The organism is Tistrella bauzanensis, assembly GCF_014636235.1.
Classification (GTDB): domain Bacteria; phylum Pseudomonadota; class Alphaproteobacteria; order Tistrellales; family Tistrellaceae; genus Tistrella; species Tistrella bauzanensis.
In genome coordinates, this window is record NZ_BMDZ01000001.1 from 229608 (window position 1) to 248538 (window position 18931).

Below are 18931 nucleotides of genomic sequence, written 5' to 3' on the forward strand. Positions count from 1 at the left end.
GTATCGGGCCAGCTTTTTGCGCAAGGGCCGGCTTTTGAGCAAGGGCCGGGCAATACGCCGCAGTTGGGGTTAACGGGGCGCGGACCGCGCGACCAGCCGGCGAACCGCCGTGGCCACCACCGCCGCATCCTGCAACGGGGTATAGCGCCACATTGTTTCACCCGCGGCCATGAAATCCGCGTTCAGCGGCCGTGCGGCACCCTGTGCATAAAGCGCCCGGTGCAGCCGTGCCTCTTTCGATGTGCCGCCGCCGGGCGCGAAGATCGCGACCGGCCGGCCGGTGCTGGCGGCTTCAGATGCCATCGACATGCTGTCGCCGGTGACGACGATCAGGTCCGCCAGCCCCAGAATGCCGAAATAGGGATTGTCGCCGCCCTTTGCCACATCATGCAGCCAGTATCGGCAGGGGGCGAGGCTCGCATCAAGCGCGGCGGTGACGGCGTCGCCGGTTCGGCGGCTGTTGGTGGCGATCACCGAGCCGCCGGTGCGGCGGGCCAGTTCGGCCACCATCGTCCCCAACCGCCGGGCATCATCGGTTGTGAACGGCGCGCGTTTGGTGCTGCCGCCGACCAGCAGCCCGATCCGTGGCCCGGCGCCGGCCACGAGACCCGTGGCGGCGACCCGGTGGGTCCAGCCGACGGCGGCGGCCCGAAGCTTTGCCGGCGTCACGCGATTGGGCGCGCCCAGGGTGACGATGACCCGCGGGTCGGCCGGGTGGCGGGTCGCCGCGCGGTCATGCGCGGGCACCGCGATCAGGTCGAGGCCGCCGGTCGGTCTGCCCGGCCACATGATCTGGAGCGCCACCATCATCGGATGGCGCTGCTTCAGCCGCCGGAGCGCCGGCGTGGCGCGACGGCCAGCGGCGATCGCCACATCGGGCGGGGCGCCTGCGTCCAGTGCGGTGGCGGCGGCTGCGGTCAGCCCGGTCGTTGACCGGCCGCGCAGCCAGTTGGGCAGGCGCACCAGCCGGTCATAGGCGAGGCGGGTTTCCTCGATCGGCCAGTCCAGTGCCTCAGCGACGCCCAGCACCTGGGCATTGTTGCCGGCGCGATCATCGGTCAGCACGCGGATCAGCGGCGGATGGGCGCCGTGGCGTGAAGGCGGGTTTCGGGGCATCGGATCTCGCGAGTGGCGGGCGGTTGGCATCTGGCCGGGGTATGTCATTGCCCGCAGGCGGCCGTGAAAGATCGTTTCGTGCTTGAGAGGGCTTCAGGGGGACTATAAAGTCCGCGGCGCCGGAACGGAACCGCTTCGCCGCGCGGGCCGCGCCTGGCGGCCGCGCCCACAACCGCCGCTGGTTCCGACCGGGTGAAGAACATCGCATGGCTCATGAAACGCGACAGAACTGAAAACTGTCGCTATGGGTCCGGGTAATATTGCTATAGACTGCCCAGCGATCGCGGGTGCCGGCCGCGCACCGGCCCGTGACGGGGGAAGGGAGTCAGCGAGACCATGCCGCGGGTAAAACTCGATACAATCGACCGGAAGATCCTGGCGGATCTTCAGTCGGACGGCCGGATCACCAATGTAGAACTGGCCCGCCGGGCCGGAATATCGGCGCCGCCCTGCCTGAGGCGCGTCAGGGCGCTTGAAGAAGCAGGCTTTGTGCGTGGCTATCGCGCGGAACTCGATCCTGAGCATCTGGGCTTTTCGGTCACGGTCTTCGCCCGGGTTGGCCTTGAGAGCCAGGCCGATCTGGACCTGAAGAAGTTCGAGGCGCTGGTCGGCAGTTGGCCGGAAGTCCGTGAATGCTACATGCTGGCGGGTGAGACCGATTTCCTGCTCAAGATCGTGTCGAAGGACTGGGACGCCTATCAGCGCTTCCTGACCACCAAGCTGACGGCAGCGCCGCCGGTGCGCCATGTCCGCACCTCTCTGACCATCCGCACCTCGAAATACGAGCCGGGTGTGCCGATCGAGTTGCTGGAAGCCGTGGACCCGTCCGACCACGACGACGACTGAGCGGCACGGCGCGGTGCCGCTTGCGCCGGTGCTCTGCAAAATCCGCAGGCCCCTGGGGGCGGGGGCGGCGGTTGTGGAGCCATCGGGAATATGGTTCGGTGCATTGAACCCATGCGGCCGCTTTCGGGTGAAAGCGGCCGTTTTCAGTTCAGGCGGGGCGACCTTGCCTTGAACCGTGCCGATCCGGGCCTCGACAGCCGATCTATGGCCGCTGCCGGACGACACCTGCGTCCCGGATATGTGCCCCCCGTGCCTCAATCACTCCGCCTGCGTGTTACCCATCCGCTCATCCGCGGCCTGGCGCCAGCCCGGCCGGCCCGGCATCCGGCCGCACCGGATCCGCGGCCATGATCCGGATGCTGCGCTGGCTGCTGCTGCCCGCAGCCTCGCTGCCGGTCACGGCGGCGATGTTCGCCATCGATCTGCCGGCGGCCCTGCTGCTGGGGCCGATGGTTGCCGGCATCGCGCTTGCCCTTGGCGGTATCGGCCTGAAGATGCCACGCATCGGCTTTCTTGCCGCGCAATCGGTGCTGGGCTGCATGATCGCGGGCTCGGTCACCCCCGATATCCTGGTGACCTTCATCCACGACTGGCCGCTGTTTCTGGGCGTGGTGATCTCGACCATCCTGCTCAGCGGCGCCATCGGCTGGCTGATCGCGCGCAATCACATCCTGCCAGGCACCACGGGGGTCTGGGGATCGTCGGCCGGCGCCGCCTCGGCGATGGTGGTCATGGCGGAAGCCTTCGGCGCCGATGCCCGGCTGGTGGCGTTCATGCAGTATCTGCGGGTGCTGTGCGTGGCCTTCGCGGCCGCCATGCTGGCGCATTTCTGGCTGCAGACCACCGGTGACGGCAATGTCCATCCGCCGATCGTCTGGTTTCCCGCGATCGACCCCACGGCCTTTGCCGAGACGCTGGCCCTGGTGCTGGCCGGGGTTGTGGCCGGGCGGCTGATCCCGCTGCCGGCGGCCGGCCTGCTGGTGCCGATGCTGGGCGGCGCGGTGCTGTCGTCGGCAGGTGTCATCACCCTGCAACTGCCGGAATGGCTGCTGGCATCCAGTTATGCGGTGCTGGCCTGGAGCGTCGGCCTGGGCTTCACGCGCGGGGTGCTGCTGCATGCCCTGCGCGCGCTGCCGACCATTCTGGCATCGATCGCGGTGCTGATCGGCTTCTGCGCCGGGCTCGCCTGGATGCTGACCGCGGTGCTGGGCATAGACCCGCTGACGGCTTATCTCGCCACCAGCCCCGGCGGGCTCGATACGGTCGCGATCATCGCCGCCTCCAGCCGCGGGGTGGATCTGTCATTCGTGATGGCGTTGCAGACCCTGCGCTTCTTCCTGGTCGTGCTGCTGGGGCCGCCGATGGCCCGCTTCGTGGCCCGGCGGCTGGGGCCCGATCAGCCGGATGTGCCGGCCTGAGTGCCGGCCCGACATACGACATATACGACCTACGACAGACGACAGACGACAGACGACAGACGACAGACGAAAGCGGCCGGCGGATCATCGTGATCCGCCGGCCGCTTTCAGTGGTGGCTTTCGGCGCTGCCGCCCGATGGTCAGAAACGCACCGCCAGGATTTCATAGGACCGCCGCCCCTTGGGGGTGGCGACCTCGACGGTTTCGCCAGCGGCCTTGTTGATCAGGGCGCGGGCCATCGGCGAGGTCACGGAAATCCGGCCGATCTTCAGGTCGGCTTCATCGACGCCGACGATCTGGTAGCTGGTTTCCTCGTCGGTCTCTTCGTCGACCACCTTCACGGTGGCTCCGAACTTGACCCGGTCGCCCGAAAGCTTGGTGGGATCGATGACCTCCGACCGCGAAAGCTTGTCCTCAAGCTCGCCGATCCGGCCTTCGATAAAACTCTGGCGGTCGCGTGCGGCATGATATTCCGCATTCTCGGACAGATCGCCATGCGCGCGGGCTTCGGCGATCGCACTGATCACGTCCGGCCGCGCCACCGTCTTCAGATGCTTGAGTTCGGCAGTCAGTCGGTCGAAGCCTTCCAACGTCATGGGAACTTTTTCCATAGGTATGACGCTTTCCACGTTGGTCGTCGGACGGGCGGCGATCGTCGAGGGGAATGCCGTTCCGCGATAGGTTCTGGACTGTGCGGCGCCATCCGGCCTCGGGGCCCGCGACGGATCATCGCGACACCGGATGCCGGGTATGTTGCAGCACGACAATAGGAACACATGCGGGGCCGATTTTCATCGGCCCCGCATGTCATCAGCCGTTTTTCAGCGACCGTCCTAGGCAGAATAGGATTGCAGGGACCGGACTTCAAGCGTGCCGGCCCGGATTGCCGCAATCGCGAGAACCACCGCCCGGCAACCCGCCACCGTGGTGAAGTAGGGAACCTTGTTCATCAGGGTTTCGCGGCGCAGCGAATAGCTGTCGGAAATCGCCTGCGATCCGGCGGTGGTGTTGAACACCATGTCGATCCGCCGGTCCTTGATCTGGTCGATGATGTTCGGCCGGCCCTCATGAGCCTTCTTGGCGATCTCGACCGCGATGCCGGCATCGGTCAGCACCCGTGCGGTGCCGCGCGAGGCCACGATGTCGAAGCCCTGAGCATTCAGGCCGCGGGCGATCTCGACCATGGCCGCCTTGTCGTCGTCGCGCACCGACACGAACACCCGGCCCGCGGTCGGCAGGCGCACGCCCGCCGCCAGCTGCGCCTTGGCGAAGCTGCGGCCGAAATCGGTGTCGAGGCCCATGACTTCGCCGGTCGACTTCATCTCGGGGCCCAGCAGGATGTCGACACCGGGGAAGCGGGCGAAGGGGAAGACCGCTTCCTTGATCGCGATATGCCCGCGCGAGTGCTGGGTCAGGTCGAAGGCGTCGAGCTTTTCGCCGGCCATCACCCGTGCCGCGATCTTGGCGATCGGATGACCGATGGCCTTGGCGACGAAGGGCACCGTGCGGCTGGCGCGCGGATTGACTTCAAGGATATAGATCTCGCGATCCTTGACGGCGAACTGCACGTTCATCAACCCGATCACGCCCAGCTTCAGCGCCATGGCTTCGGTCTGACGGCCGATCTCGGCGATGATCTCGTCGCTCAGCGAATAGGGCGGCAATGTGCAGGCGCTGTCGCCGGAATGGACGCCGGCTTCCTCGATATGTTCCATGATGCCGGCGACCACGACCCGCTCGCCATCGCAGAGCGCGTCGACATCCACCTCGATCGCATCGGTCAGGAAGCGGTCGAGCAGCACCGGCTTGTTGCCGAATTCCCGCACCGTCCGGCGCATATACGACGACAGGCCGGCCATGTCGTGGACGATTTCCATCGCCCGGCCGCCCAGAACGTAAGACGGCCGCGCGACCAGCGGAAAGCCGATGCGCTGGGCGATCGCCAGGGCCTCGTCCTCGCTGTGGCAGGTGTCGTTGGCCGGCTGCTTCAGGCCCAGATCGTTCAGCAGTTTCTGGAAGCGGCGACGATCCTCGGCCAGATCGATCGCATCGGGCGAGGTGCCCAGGATCGGCACCTGGGCCTTTTCCAGCGGCTCGGCCAGCTTCAGCGGCGTCTGACCGCCATACTGCACGATCACACCCTTGAGCGTGCCGTTACGGGTCTCCACCCACACCAGTTCCAGCACGTCCTCGACCGTCAGCGGCTCGAAATACAGCCGGTCGGAGGTGTCGTAGTCGGTCGACACCGTCTCGGGGTTGCAGTTGACCATAATCGTCTCATAGCCGGCCTCGCTGAGCGCATAGGCGGCATGGACGCAGCAATAGTCGAACTCGATCCCCTGGCCGATCCGGTTCGGTCCGCCACCCAGCACGATGATCTTGGTGCGGTCGGTGGGCTGGGCCTCGCATTCGACGGTGCCGTCGAAGGCCGGCAGTTCATAGGTCGAATACATATAGGGCGTGCGGGCCTCGAACTCGGCGGCGCAGGTATCCACCCGCTTGAACACCGGATGCACGCTGACCTTCCAGCGCCGGGCCCGGACGATCTCCTCGTCGAGACCGACCAGCTTCGCCAGCCTGGCGTCCGAAAAGCCCAGCGACTTCAGACGGCGCCAGCCGGCGGCATCAGACGGCAGGCCATCCTCGCGCACCTCGGCCTCGACCGCGACCAGGCCGGCCAGACGCTCGATGAACCACGGATCGTAATCGGATGCCTCGTGGATCTCCTCGGTCGTCAGGCCCGCGCGCAGCGCCTGGGCGATCACCAGCAGCCGGTCTGGGGTCGGCACCGCCAGGGCGGAGCGCACGGCCTCGACCTCGCTGGTGCCGGCGCCGCCGGCGATCTCGATCTCGTCGAGACCGGTCAGGCCGGTCTCCATCGAGCGCAGCGCCTTCTGCAGCGACTCCTCGAAGCAGCGGCCGATGGCCATCACCTCGCCCACCGCCTTCATCGAGGTGGAGAGCAGGCGCGCCGTGCCCGGGAACTTCTCGAAGGCGAAGCGCGGGATCTTGGTCACGACATAGTCGATGGTCGGCTCGAACGACGCCGGCGTCACGCCGGTGATGTCGTTCTGGACCTCGTCGAGCGTATAGCCCACCGCCAGCTTGGCCGCGACCTTGGCGATCGGAAAGCCGGTGGCCTTCGAGGCCAGCGCTGACGACCGCGACACCCGGGGGTTCATCTCGATCACGGCCATGCGGCCGGTTTCGGGGTCGATCGCGAACTGCACGTTCGACCCGCCGGTGTCGACGCCGATCTCGCGGAGAACCGCGAGCGAGGCGTCACGCATGATCTGGTATTCCTTGTCGGTCAGCGTCAGCGCCGGCGCCACAGTAATGCTGTCACCGGTATGCACGCCCATCGGGTCGATATTCTCGATCGAGCAGATGATGATGCAGTTGTCCGCATGGTCGCGGACCACCTCCATCTCGAATTCCTTCCAGCCGAGGACAGACTCCTCGACCAGAACCTCGTTCACCGGCGAGGCATCGAGGCCGCTGGCCACGATTTCTTCAAATTCCTGCCGGTTATAGGCAATGCCGCCACCGGTGCCGCCCAGCGTATAGGACGGGCGGATGATCGCCGGCAGGCCCACATACTCCATCGCCTCACGCGCCGCCTGCATGGTGCGGACCACGTGGCTGCGCGGGGTGGCCAGGCCGATGCGGTCCATGGCGTCGCGGAACAGCAGCCGGTCCTCGGCTTTCTCGATCGCCGCCTCATTGGCGCCGATCAGCTCGACGCCGTATTTCTTCAGCGTGCCGTCGCGGGACAGGGCAAGGGCCGTATTCAGCGCGGTCTGCCCGCCCATGGTCGGCAGCAGGGCGTCGGGACGCTCGGCCTCGATGACCTTGGCCACGATTTCAGGCGTGATCGGCTCGACATAGGTCGCATCGGCCAGCCCCGGATCGGTCATGATCGTGGCCGGGTTCGAATTGACCAGAATGATCCGGTAGCCTTCTTCCTTCAGCGCCTTACAGGCCTGGGTGCCCGAATAGTCGAATTCGCAGGCCTGACCGATGACGATGGGGCCGGCGCCGATCACCAGGATCGACTTGATATCGGTACGCTTAGGCATCGGTCTTGGTCTTCTCGATGAGGCGCGCGAAACGGTCGAAGAGGTAGTGGCTGTCCTTCGGTCCCGGCGAGGCTTCGGGATGGTACTGCACGGCGAAGACCGGCTTGTCGGTCAGTCGGAAGCCTTCCAGCGTGTCGTCGAACAGCGAGACATGGGTCACCTCGGCACCCTCGGGCAGCGAGGATGCCACCACCCGGAAGCCGTGGTTCTGCGAGGTGATTTCCACCTTGCCGGTGGTCAGATCCTTGACCGGCTGATTGGCGCCGCGATGACCGCGGGCCATCTTCTCGGTCCGGGCACCCACCGCCAGCGCCAGCAGCTGATGGCCCAGGCAGATGCCGAAGGTCGGCTTGCCGGTCTCGATCAACTGCCGGATCACCGGCACGGCGTATTCGCCGGTCGCCGCCGGATCGCCCGGGCCGTTCGACAGGAAGATGCCATCGGGGTTGTGGGCGAGGATGTCTTCTGCGGTCGCCGTCGCCGGCACCACCACCACCTCGGCACCGGTCCCGGCCAGGCAGCGCAGGATGTTGCGCTTGGCGCCGTAATCGACCGCCACCACCTTGAAGCGCGGGGCGTCCTGGCGGCCGAAGCCCTGGCCCAGAACCCAGGGGGTTTCCGACCAGGCATAGCTCTGCCGGCAGCTGACGGTGATGGCCAGGTCCAGGCCTTCCAGGCTCGGTGCGGCCTTCGCCGCCGCCTTCAGCGCCTCCAGATCCGCCGTGCCGGCATCGCCATGCCAGACCACCGCATTCTGCGGCCCCTGATCGCGCAGATGGCGGGTGACGCGGCGGGTATCGACCCCGGCGATGCCGATCAGCCCGTGCGAGGCGGTCCAGTCCTGAAGTCTGCGGGTCGAGCGGAAATTCGACGGTTCGGTCGGCAGGCTGCGGAGCACGAAGCCACGCGCCGCCGGCGTCGTGGTCTCAAGATCCTCGTCATTGGTGCCGACATTGCCGATATGCGGGAAGGTGAAGGTGATGATCTGACCGGCATAGGACGGATCGGTCAGGATCTCCTGATAGCCGGTGATCGAGGTGTTGAAGCACAGCTCGCCCTCGGCGATGCCTCGTGCGCCGACGCCCTGGCCCCAGAAAACCGTGCCGTCTGCCAGAACGAGGGCGGCCGTGGCCGCCTGGGCGGGCGAGTTCGACGCCTCTTGCATGATGCGAGCCCCCAGGATGATGCGACGCGGCCGCCCGGAATGACCCAGGGCGGCCGATGTTGAGCAAAACTCGTGGTCCATCCGGAGCAGCAGTGCCGGTTCCGCGGGGCCCGATCTGCATCATCATCCAGCCTTTGGCGGCTGATGCGTCCCGACGATCCGGGGCGGGCAGGCAGGTCACAGGCGCAGGGTTTTGACGATAATTCCTGCGGCAGCGGTATCGGCGCGTGCAAAGACGCCCGGCGTGTGGGCGCCGGATCGACCGGACGGACCATACGCAAAGCCCCGGTGTGGGTCAAGCCGCGAGCCGGCTGCATCATGGCAACCCTCCCCAGCGGTCAGCAGGCATTGAATACCAGCCCGGTGCAACGCAATATGAAAGCTTGTCGCCTGACCCGACCTGCGTTGAGTCATGCCCGTAAATGACCCGCAGTTCCGACCCCGTACCATTTCGACCCGCACCGTCGCCGCCGATGCGTGCCTTCAAGGGATCGACACCATGATACGTGCGCGCCTCAAGGATGCGCTCAAACAGACGGAAGCCCAGGGTCGCGATGACGAACTCGCCGTATTGCGGCTGATCCGGACCGCGATCCGCGATCGCGATGCGGCCGCCCATCTGAAGGGGCGCAACGGCATCGACGACAACGAAATCCTCGACATGCTCCGCACCATGCTGCGCCAGCGCGACGAGAGCATCCGCGCCTATGAGCAGAGCGGCCGCATCGAACTGGTCGAGCAGGAACTGCACGAGCAGGACGTGATCCGTGGCTTTCTGCCGCCGCAGATGTCGGACGATGAAATCGATGCCGCCGTGCGCGCCACGGTCGCCGCCTGCTGTGCCAAGGGCCTGAAGGATATGGGCCGGACGCTGGATGCCCTGCGGTCGGCCTATGGGCCGGAAATGGATCTCTCCTCTGCCAGCGCCAAGGTCAAGCGGATGCTGCGCGGGTGCTGATGCCGCATGGCCGCCACGGAGCATTGATCTGAGATGGCCCTGCCTCCGGGATTCCTGGAAGAACTGCGCACACGCATCCGTCTGTCGGATGTCGTCGGCCGGCGGGTCCGGCTGGTCCGGCGCGGCCGTGAGCACACCGGTCTGTGCCCGTTCCACAACGAGAAGACCCCGAGCTTCACCGTCAGCGATGACAAGGGCTTCTATTACTGCTTCGGCTGCGGCGCCAAGGGCGACGCGATCGATTTCGAGATGAAGCTGGGCGGGTTCGATTTCCGCGAGACCGTCGAGCGGCTGGCCGGCGAGGCGGGGCTGGCGGTTCCGGCCGAGGATCCCGATGCCAGGCGGAAGGCTGAGCGGCGCGAAGGCCTGGTCGATGTCATCGAGGAGGCCTGCCGCTGGTTCGAAAGCCGGCTGGGAACCGACGAGGCGGCACCGGCGCGCGACTATCTCCGCCGGCGCGGTTTCGGCCCGGAGAGCTGGCAGCGGTTCCGCTTCGGCTATGCCCCCGACCGGCGCGACATGCTGATCCGCACATTCGAGCAGCGCGGCGTCAAGCTGCCGCAGTTGCTGGAGGCCGGCCTTGCCCGCCAGCGCGAGGACCGCTCCGCCTTCGATTATTTCCGCGGCCGCCTGATCATCCCGATCGCCGATCGCCGGGGCCGGATCATCGCCTTCGGTGGTCGGGTGCTGGGCGATGGCGAACCGAAATACCTGAACAGCCCCGACACGCCGCTGTTCGAAAAAGGCCGTGTGCTCTATGGCTGGCCGGTCGCGCGAGAGGCGGCGCGGCGGGCCGGCACGGTGCTGGTTGCCGAAGGCTATCTGGATGTGGCGGCGCTGGTGATGGCCGGCCGGCCGCATGCGGTGGCACCGCTTGGCACGGCCCTGACCGAGATGCAGATCGAGGAATTGTGGCGGATGGCGCCTGAGCCGATCCTGTGTCTGGATGGCGACAGTGCCGGTATCCGGGCGGCCCGGCGCGCGGCCGAACGGGCGCTGCCATTGCTGCGACCGGGGTTGAGCCTGCGCTTCGCGCGTCTGCCAGGTGGCCATGACCCCGACAGCCTGATCCGGACGGAAGGGGTTGCCGCCTTCGATCGGGCGATCGCCCAGCCGCAGCCGATGGTGGATCTGTTGTGGCAGTCGATGCTGGAAAGCCACACCACCGATACGCCGGAACGCATGGCGTCGCTGGAAGCCGATCTGATGACGCTGGCCGATACGATCCGCGAACCCCTGGTGCGGGATCTCTATCGCCGGGATTTCCGCGACCGGGTCTGGCAGTTGCGCCGCAACCGTCGCAGTGCGCCGGGCGGGCCGCAACAACCGGGGCAGTCGGGCTATGGCCAGGGGGCGGGCTTCGGCAAGGGTGGCGGCTATGCCAAGGGCCGCGGCGGCAAGCCGCCCAAGCCCGGCGATCTGACCGACGATCCGTCGCCGATCGCGGCACCAGCTCTGGGCACCGGCCGCGACGGTCAGGCGACGCGGCGGGAAGCGGCGCTGCTGGCAGGCGTTCTGCTGCATCCGCAATTGCTTGACGTGGTCGAGAACGAGGTGGCAAATCTGCCGATCGCGACCCCGTCACTTGACATGTTGCGTGCGGCAATCGTAGATACGCACGCATCGGAGTCCGGGCTTGACAGTGATCGGCTGCGAGACCATCTGAGACTTCGAGGGTTTGCGGACCTGGTTGAACGGCTGATGGCACCGGCGCATACGGGCCGGGTGCCCTTCTTCACACCGGGCGCTGCATTCGACAGGGTTCTGGCCGGATGGCGCAATGTGCTGGCCGTACATCGGCACGCGCAGCTGGTCGACGAATTGAAAGCCGCAGAGCGGGAGCTTGTCGAGAGCATGACGGAAGAGGCATTGCAACGCTTCGTCGCGCTCAAGAGGCTCGTTGACGAGAACGAACGGGCGCTGGCGGCCTTCGACCAGAGCGACGGTTTCGACCTTTGACGGTCGGGGCAGGTTCGGCGATGACGCGGGGCGTCGTCGCCGCAGTGGCAGGTATTGCCGCTGCGGGGGCGGCGCCTCACGGCCGTTGAAGGACGGAGCATCGACCGTTGAACAAGCATCGGAATCAAGGCGCAGCGTGCGTTTCTGAGCGGGGGAACGACGAATAATGGCGAAAAAAGCGACCACGGCTGTTGAAGCCGGCGAAGGGCGGGATGACGCGCCCGATGGACCGCTGGTCGATTCGCTGGAAGTCACCGTCAAGAAGATGGTGGCCCGCGCCAAGGAGCGCGGCTACATCTCCTATGACGAACTGAACAAGGCGTTGCCCCAGGATCAGCTTTCGTCCGAGCAGATCGAAGACGTGATGGCCATGCTTTCTGAGATGGGCATCAACGTCGTCGAGAACGAGGAAGAAGGCGAGGAACTGGGCGAGAACCAGGCGCGCGGCGAGGACGAGGAAGAAGAAGGCTTCGGCGCTTCCCACGCGACCTCGGTGGAAGAAGAGGAACTGGGCCGCACCGACGACCCCGTGCGGATGTATCTGCGCGAGATGGGGTCGATCGAGCTGCTGTCGCGTGAAGGCGAGATCCTGCTGGCCAAGCGGATCGAAGCCGGTCGCAACACCATGATCGGTGCGATCTGCGAGAGCCCGCTGACCTTCCGGGCGATCGTGCGCTGGCGCGACATGCTGGCGGGCGGCGAGGTGATGCTGCGCGACATCATCGATCTGGAAGCCAGCTATGGCACCGATCAGCCCCCGATCGGCGACGAGGCCGAGGTCGAGGCGGCGATGCTGGCCGGCACGATCGTGCCGGTGGTGAACGGCAATGGAGCCGGCTCCAACGGTACTGGGCCCAACGGTACTGGGCCCAACGGCGCGACCAATGGTGCGGCGGCCGCGAACGGTGCAGCCGTCGTGGCCGGTGGTGTCGCGGCAGTGGCCCGGCCCGCAGCGGTTGCGGGCGATGCTGACGCACCGCGCAAGGTGGCCGGCGAAGACGACGACGAGGAAGAGGTCGTCCGCCCGGCCGAGACGGATGACGAGGAAGACGAAGAGGGCGACGGCGCCGCCGTGTCGATCTCGGTGATGGAAGCCGAGCTGACCCCGGTGATCCTTGAGAGTTTCGACAAGATCGTCGAGGCCTGGCAGAAGCTTGAAAAGCTTCAGGCCAAGCGTCTGGAAGCAGCACTCAAGGGCGAAGACCAGACCGCACAGGCGCGCGGGCGGTTCGAGAACGCCAAGGCCGATGTGATCGAGATGGTTAAGGGCCTGAACTTCGCCCAGGGCCGGATCGACAATCTGGTCGAGGAACTTTATCTGCTCAACCGCAGCCTGATGTCGCTGGAAGGCCAGTTGATGCGTCTGGCCGTGGGCTGCCGGGTGAAGCGCGAGGACTTCCTGCGCCTGTACAGCGGCCAGGAACTGGCACCGAACTGGTTCACGGTGGTCGGCGCCCAGAACGGCAAGGCCTGGAAGACCTTCCTTGAGCGGCATGGCGGCGAGGCGGCGGATATCCGCGAGGGCATCTCGCGGCTGGCGCGCGAAGTCGGTCTGCCGGTGACGGAGTTCAAGCGGCTGGTCAACAATGTCCAGCGCGGCGAGCGCGAGGCGAGCCAGGCCAAGAAGGAAATGGTCGAGGCGAACCTGCGTCTGGTGATCTCGATCGCCAAGAAATACACCAACCGCGGCCTTCAGTTCCTGGATCTGATTCAGGAAGGCAATATCGGGCTGATGAAGGCGGTGGATAAGTTCGAATACCGCCGCGGCTACAAGTTCTCGACCTATGCCACCTGGTGGATCCGTCAGGCCATCACCCGGTCGATCGCCGACCAGGCCCGGACGATCCGGATTCCGGTGCACATGATCGAGACCATCAACAAGCTGGTCCGCACCTCGCGGCAGATGCTCCACGAGATCGGCCGCGAGCCGACCCCGGAAGAGCTGGCCGAAAAGCTGCAGATGCCGCTTGAGAAGGTCCGCAAGGTTCTGAAGATCGCCAAGGAACCGATCAGCCTTGAAACGCCGATCGGCGACGAGGAAGACAGCCATCTGGGTGATTTCATCGAGGACAAGAATGCGATCCTGCCGGTCGATGCGGCGATCCATTCCAACCTGAAGGAAACCACCACCCGGGTGCTTGCCAGCCTGACGGCGCGCGAGGAACGGGTGCTGCGGATGCGCTTCGGCATCGGCATGAACACCGACCACACCCTTGAAGAGGTGGGGCAGCAGTTCTCGGTCACCCGCGAACGCATCCGCCAGATCGAGGCCAAGGCCCTGCGCAAGCTGAAGCATCCCAGCCGGTCGCGTAAGCTGCGCAGCTTCCTCGACCACTAGTCTTTGGCCAGACAGACCAGGCGCGCCATTGGCCGTCGACACCGCTTAAACCGCGGCCGGGAGACAATCCCGGCCGCGGTTTTTGTATGAGGGCATCGGTGGCCTGCGCGCCTGCTCTTGACTGATCACACAGAACTGGACAAGGTGTGCGCCCGGTAACTGCTCGTGTCGATGGCGTGGTGACACGCTGTACGGCATCGGCCGGATGCCGGCTGGTCGTGGGGGCCTGTAGTTCAGCGGTTAGAACCCGCCGCTCATAACGGTGTTGTCGCAGGTTCGAATCCTGCCGGGCCCACCACCGCCAATGCCATGCAGCCGTTTCGATCTGACGGTCATGGCATTGACGGCCCGCGATTGAAAATGCTGGTGGCCGCTTTGGGCCGTATTGCCGCCCTGTCGGTCGGGCGCTACCTTTATGGGCGAAGGTTTCCTGACGACCCCGAGGTTTCGATGACCGTCGTTTCTCCAATGCCGTGCCGTGCAAGCAAGGCCGCCATTCAGGATGCGGCCGAGACCTATGCGCATCGGATTGGCGTTCGGCCGAGGGATGACCTGTTCAAGCTTGTGGAGCGATTGGGCGGGCGGATCCGCTTCAAAGACTTTGGCTCGGCGCGGCCGCGCGAGAGCATCCACATCCGGGCGATCGACGATTTCGACCTGTTTCTTCCCTTCGATACGACGCCGGCGCGCGACCGGTTCACGATCGGCCATGAACTGGGCCATCTTCTGCTGCACTACCCGGTGGTGATGAAGATGCATGGGCGCGCGCCTGTGGAGATGGCTGCCACGCGCTATCTGCCCGAGGAACCGTCTCCCGACGTACAGCGTTGCGAATGGGAGGCAAACTGGTTTGCAGCCGCATTCCTGATGCCGTCCAAGCTGTTCGAGGCGGCATTGCGAGAGGCTGGCGATGATGTCTCCGCTGTCGCGCGGCGCTTCTTCGTGTCGACGCAGGCAGCGGAGAACAGGGCGAAAAGCCTCGGTTTGATCCGGAAGGCCGCGTGACGGAACCGGCGCTGATCGACAACATGCCACAGCCGCCATCGGCAGAGGCGGGCGCGTGCTGAGAATTGCGTTGCCCCCCGGGCGGTGATAGCCTGATGACCATGACGATCCTGCACACATCCATCTGCCCCATGCAGACCCGCCGCTGGTGGCCCGCGTAAGCGGGCGGTTTCACCGGCAGTCGTCATGCCCCGTGGAAGGCCGCTCACTCCGGAGAGCGGCTTTTGTTTTGTCCGGATATCGGGCGGCGGAAGCGGGGCTCCGGGAGCGGCCTTCCGTGAGAACACAACCTCCGGAGGTTTTCCCACCAATGACATCCCCTGACAGCGGCCATCTTCGCCCCAACAGCCTGCGTAACGGCCCCGACGACCAGGGCCGTTTCGGCATCTTCGGCGGCCGGTTCGTGGCCGAAACCCTGATGCCCAATCTTCTGGAGCTGGAAGCGGCCTATGCGGCGGCGCGCGCCGACCCGGCATTTCAGGCCGAGATGGCCGGGTTGCGGACCCATTACATCGGCCGGCCCAGCCCGCTCTATTTTGCCGAACGGCTGACGGCCCATCTGGGCGGCGCCAGGATCTATCTGAAGCGCGAGGATCTGAACCACACCGGCTCGCACAAGGTCAACAACGTGCTGGGGCAGATTCTGCTGGCCCGGCGGATGGGCAAGCGGCGGATCATCGCCGAAACCGGCGCCGGCCAGCACGGTGTGGCCACCGCCACGCTCTGTGCCCGTTTCGGGCTGGATTGCGTGGTCTATATGGGGGCGGTCGATATCGAGCGGCAGATGCCCAATGTTATCCGCATGGAGATGCTGGGCGCTCGGGTCGTGCCGGCCCTGTCGGGTGCCCGGACCCTGAAGGATGCGATGAACGAGGCGTTGCGCGACTGGGTGACCAATGTCGCCGACACCTTCTACTGCATCGGCACGGTGGCCGGCCCGCATCCCTATCCGATGATGGTGCGCGATTTCCAGACCGTGATCGGCGACGAAGTCCGCACCCAGCTTCATCAGGCCGAGGGCAGGCTGCCCGACAGCCTCATCGCCTGCATCGGCGGCGGTTCGAATGCCCTGGGTCTGTTTCATCCGTTTCTGGACGAGCCGTCGGTTGCGATCTATGGCGTGGAAGCCGCAGGCTGCGGGTTGGCGAGCGGCCGTCATGCCGCCTCGCTGACCGGCGGACGGCCGGGCGTGCTGCACGGCAACCGCACCTTTCTGCTGATGGATGATGACGGGCAGATCACCGAGGCCCATTCGATTTCGGCCGGGCTCGACTATCCCGGCATCGGCCCCGAACATGCCTGGCTGCATCAGATCGGACGGGTGCGCTATCTGTCGGCGACCGACGATCAGGCGGTGGCGGCCTTCCATCTGCTGTCACGGCTGGAGGGCATCATTCCGGCCCTGGAATCCGCCCATGCGCTGGCGCAGGTGGCGCTGCTGGCCCCGGCATTGCCCGCCGATCACCTGATGGTGGTGTCGGTGTCGGGACGTGGCGACAAGGACGTGCCGCAGGTCGCCGCCCTGGCCAGGCCGTGATGGAGCAGGGGGCGCGCCCCGATTGCGACAGGTGACGTGTCGTTGCTGTGTGCATCTCGATGACACGGAACAAAATATATGCGGCCGATGGCCGGCGTCTGAAACACCGAACGGGCGGCCGGATGATCCGGCCGCCCGTTCGGATTGTTGGCGGGGATTCAGGGGGTTACTGAGCGACTACCGGCCCCGTCGCATCAGTCCGGCGACCAGGGCGATCACAAAGATCACGATCGCAACCCAGAACAGGATCTTGGCCCCCGCCATCGCTGTGCCGGCAACGCCGCCAAAGCCAAGCAGGGCGGCAACCAGCGCCACGATGAGGAAGACGATTGCCCAATGAAGAAGACTGCCCATGACGTAACTCTCCTTGTTTCCGGGGCGTGTCGGGAACGGTGTGCCATGTGCATCCATCCTGTTCTACCAGGTCGCACTGGTCGCGGGCAGGATACGCCGCCCGATATTCATGTCACCGTCTGTCGACTTGCCCATTCAGAGTGGTTGTCCGGAAATATCCGGCCGATGATCTGTGGGTGCGAAAATCGAAACTCTGTTGCCAGAGCCGGTCTTCACTGTGCTGCGACAAGAGAAATCTATCACCTCTCATATTCGATTGGTGCGGGCATTAACGTGACCGCTTTTGGTCCGTCGCATCTCGTGTTGGGGCATTTCGAGGCGGACGGGGTGTGCCGCGCATGGCGCGTGGTCGGACGCGCTTCAGGGCTCCGCCGTTTCGCCGCAGGGGTATATAAGCAGCGAGGTGGTGCTATCATGCGGATAATCGGGATCAAGGAGCGTGGGCATGTCCGAGCGGTCGGAACAGAATCCGTCATCGCCATCGCCATTCCCTGAGACGGAGGGGCCTGAGACGGAGGGGCCTGAGACGGAGGGGGGCGTCATCGCCGATGACGGCGCCGGCTTTCATGCCGGTGAGCGGGCCGTGCAGGATCTGTACGGGCTGGGCGCGCGGATGGCCGCCATCGGTCCGCAGGTGCTGCGCGATCATATGCCGGACCAGCATCGCCTGTTCTTCATGGCGCTGCCTTTCGTGCTGGTCGGATCGGTCGATGCCGGCGGGCTGCCCTGGGCGTCGCTGCTGGCCGGGCCGGCGGGGTTCATCCAGGCGCCGGACCCCCGGGTGTTGAGCATCACAGCGACCATCCCCGCGGGCGACCCGCTGGCGGATCATCTGGTGCCGGGCGCGGCGCTGGGGCTGCTGGGCATCGTGCCGGAAACCCGGCGGCGCAACCGGCTGAACGGCCGCGTGCTGCGGGTGCGGAGCCCGGCCGAGATGGACGCCGAGGGGGCTGCACCGGCTGCCATCGATCCGGCGGCGCTGTGCATCGATATCCTGGTCGACCAGTGTTTCGGCAATTGCCCGCGTTTCATCAGGCCGCGTGTGGCGGCGCCGGGGCGGGGTGGCATGACGCAGACCCCGCCGGTGACCATGGCCGACCGGCTGAGCCCGGCCGCGCTGGAGATGATCGCCGCCGCCGACACACTGTTCGTCGCCAGCGCCGCCGACAGCCGCGCCAGCGGCCGGGCCGCGGGCGTGGACGTGTCGCATCGCGGCGGCCCGCGGGGCTTTGCCGTGGTGGAGGCCGACGGCGCCATCACCGTGCCCGATTATGCCGGCAACCGCTATTTCAACACGCTCGGCAACATGGTGCTGCGTCCCGCCGCCGGAATTCTGGTGCCGGATTTCCTGACCGGTGACCTGTTGAGCCTGTCGGGGGACGTCGAGATCATCTGGCAGGGGCCGGAACTGCGCCGTCACCCGGGTGCCGAGCGGTTGTGGCGGCTGCGCCCGCGCCGGGTGATCCATATGGCTGGCGCCTGGGGTGCGCGGCTGCGCGAGACCGGTGGCCGGGTTATGGGCATCGGCGTGGATGGCGTGCCGGCCTGAGCCGCGGCACGCGCCGAACAGCGTTCAGAGAGTGGCAATTACCCCGACGCAGATCACGACGCCCCACATGACCAGCGCCACGCCGCCGAACACGGTCGCATGGTCGAAATAAATCCGCTGCAACGTGCTGTTGATCAACTGCCGGGCCTGTTCGGCGGGCAGCTTCAGATCCGCCTTGACGGCATGCCAGACCTCGGTGCGGCGGTGGTCCTGATGCGGTGCCCGATAGGCCTTGAGGGTGAGGATCGCCCCCACCATCGTCACCAGGATCGCCCCCGATCTCAGGCTCATCAACGGATCATAGACCAGCGCCATCATGATCACCCAGATGGCGAGGAGCGAAAACGCGCAGGCGCGGCGCACCGAAACGGTGGCGGCTTGTTCCAGAAGGTCGATCGGCATATCGCAAGACGCTTTGCGGCAGACGGGACAACACGACGGGCAGGCATCACGGGCGGATGCCGGCCGGCACACGAACCGGGGCGCAGACAGGAAGATATAGAGAGGGGGTGCGGTGAACGCCCGGGAGACCCGGGGCGCCCATTAAAGATGGCGCGGCCCCGTTCTGCCTGCCAGTGCCAAAATTGTGGTCGGCGTCGATGGTTCC

At 66.1% G+C, this 18931-nt stretch carries 14 protein-coding genes and 1 tRNA gene; 9 read left to right on the plus strand and 6 right to left on the minus strand.

The features are described 5' to 3' along the window. Positions 1-69 precede the first annotated feature (69 nt). The gene (locus IEW15_RS00985) at positions 70-1116 is read right to left on the minus strand and encodes a mitochondrial fission ELM1 family protein (RefSeq protein ID WP_188574080.1); all 1047 of its coding nucleotides are present in this window, start codon (positions 1114-1116) and stop codon (positions 70-72) included. A 336-nt stretch (positions 1117-1452) separates the two neighbouring features. Between IEW15_RS00985 and IEW15_RS00990 the strand changes: the two genes are divergently transcribed. Next, complete coding sequence (locus tag IEW15_RS00990) at positions 1453-1962, plus strand: Lrp/AsnC family transcriptional regulator (protein WP_188574081.1); 510 nt, start codon at positions 1453-1455, stop codon at positions 1960-1962. Positions 1963-2309: 347 nt separating this feature from the next. Then, a complete protein-coding gene (locus IEW15_RS00995) occupies positions 2310-3380 on the plus strand; it encodes an AbrB family transcriptional regulator (protein WP_188574082.1) in 1071 nt (356 codons plus the stop codon). A gap of 140 nt (positions 3381-3520) precedes the next feature. Here the strand turns inward: IEW15_RS00995 and greA are convergent, their stop codons facing one another. From greA to carA, 3 genes are all read right to left on the minus strand, one after another. Then, complete coding sequence (greA, locus tag IEW15_RS01000; RefSeq protein ID WP_188574083.1) at positions 3521-3991, minus strand: transcription elongation factor GreA; 471 nt, start codon at positions 3989-3991, stop codon at positions 3521-3523. Positions 3992-4213: 222 nt separating this feature from the next. Further along, positions 4214-7459, minus strand: a complete 3246-nt coding sequence (gene carB, locus IEW15_RS01005) for a carbamoyl-phosphate synthase large subunit (protein ID WP_188574084.1) — start codon at positions 7457-7459, stop codon at positions 4214-4216. Then, positions 7452-8624, minus strand: coding sequence for a glutamine-hydrolyzing carbamoyl-phosphate synthase small subunit (carA, locus tag IEW15_RS01010; protein WP_188574085.1), 1173 nt, complete (start codon positions 8622-8624; stop codon positions 7452-7454). Before carA ends, carB begins: the two co-directional genes overlap by 8 nt. A gap of 499 nt (positions 8625-9123) precedes the next feature. Here carA and IEW15_RS01015 point away from each other — a divergent pair, with 499 nt between their 5' ends. The 6 genes from IEW15_RS01015 (at position 9124) to trpB (ending at position 16421) form a co-directional block, all read left to right on the plus strand. After that, on the plus strand, positions 9124-9582 hold the full coding sequence (locus tag IEW15_RS01015; protein WP_188574086.1) for a GatB/YqeY domain-containing protein: 459 nt from the start codon (positions 9124-9126) through the stop codon (positions 9580-9582). Between the two features lie 33 nt (positions 9583-9615). After that, positions 9616-11541 (plus strand): DNA primase, encoded by a 1926-nt coding sequence (gene dnaG, locus IEW15_RS01020; protein WP_188574087.1) that lies wholly within the window; start codon positions 9616-9618, stop codon positions 11539-11541. A 166-nt stretch (positions 11542-11707) separates the two neighbouring features. Next, a complete protein-coding gene (gene rpoD, locus IEW15_RS01025; protein WP_188574088.1) occupies positions 11708-13879 on the plus strand; it encodes an RNA polymerase sigma factor RpoD in 2172 nt (723 codons plus the stop codon). A gap of 222 nt (positions 13880-14101) precedes the next feature. Further along, a tRNA-Ile gene (locus tag IEW15_RS01030) sits at positions 14102-14177 on the plus strand. A gap of 62 nt (positions 14178-14239) precedes the next feature. Further along, complete coding sequence (locus IEW15_RS01035; RefSeq protein WP_229707724.1) at positions 14240-14884, plus strand: ImmA/IrrE family metallo-endopeptidase; 645 nt, start codon at positions 14240-14242, stop codon at positions 14882-14884. Positions 14885-15194: 310 nt separating this feature from the next. Further along, positions 15195-16421 (plus strand): tryptophan synthase subunit beta, encoded by a 1227-nt coding sequence (gene trpB, locus IEW15_RS01040; RefSeq protein WP_188574089.1) that lies wholly within the window; start codon positions 15195-15197, stop codon positions 16419-16421. A gap of 177 nt (positions 16422-16598) precedes the next feature. Here trpB and IEW15_RS01045 read toward each other — a convergent pair whose 3' ends face one another. After that, positions 16599-16775 (minus strand): DUF1328 domain-containing protein, encoded by a 177-nt coding sequence (locus tag IEW15_RS01045; protein WP_188574090.1) that lies wholly within the window; start codon positions 16773-16775, stop codon positions 16599-16601. A 445-nt stretch (positions 16776-17220) separates the two neighbouring features. On the opposite strand from IEW15_RS01045, the gene IEW15_RS01050 reads away from it, so the two are divergent. Next, positions 17221-18324: a pyridoxamine 5'-phosphate oxidase family protein gene (locus tag IEW15_RS01050; RefSeq protein WP_188574091.1), complete on the plus strand. Its 1104-nt coding sequence runs from the start codon at positions 17221-17223 to the stop codon at positions 18322-18324. Positions 18325-18348: 24 nt separating this feature from the next. Here the strand turns inward: IEW15_RS01050 and IEW15_RS25720 are convergent, their stop codons facing one another. Next, on the minus strand, positions 18349-18726 hold the full coding sequence (locus tag IEW15_RS25720) for a hypothetical protein (RefSeq protein WP_229707725.1): 378 nt from the start codon (positions 18724-18726) through the stop codon (positions 18349-18351). Positions 18727-18931: the final 205 nt, after the last annotated feature.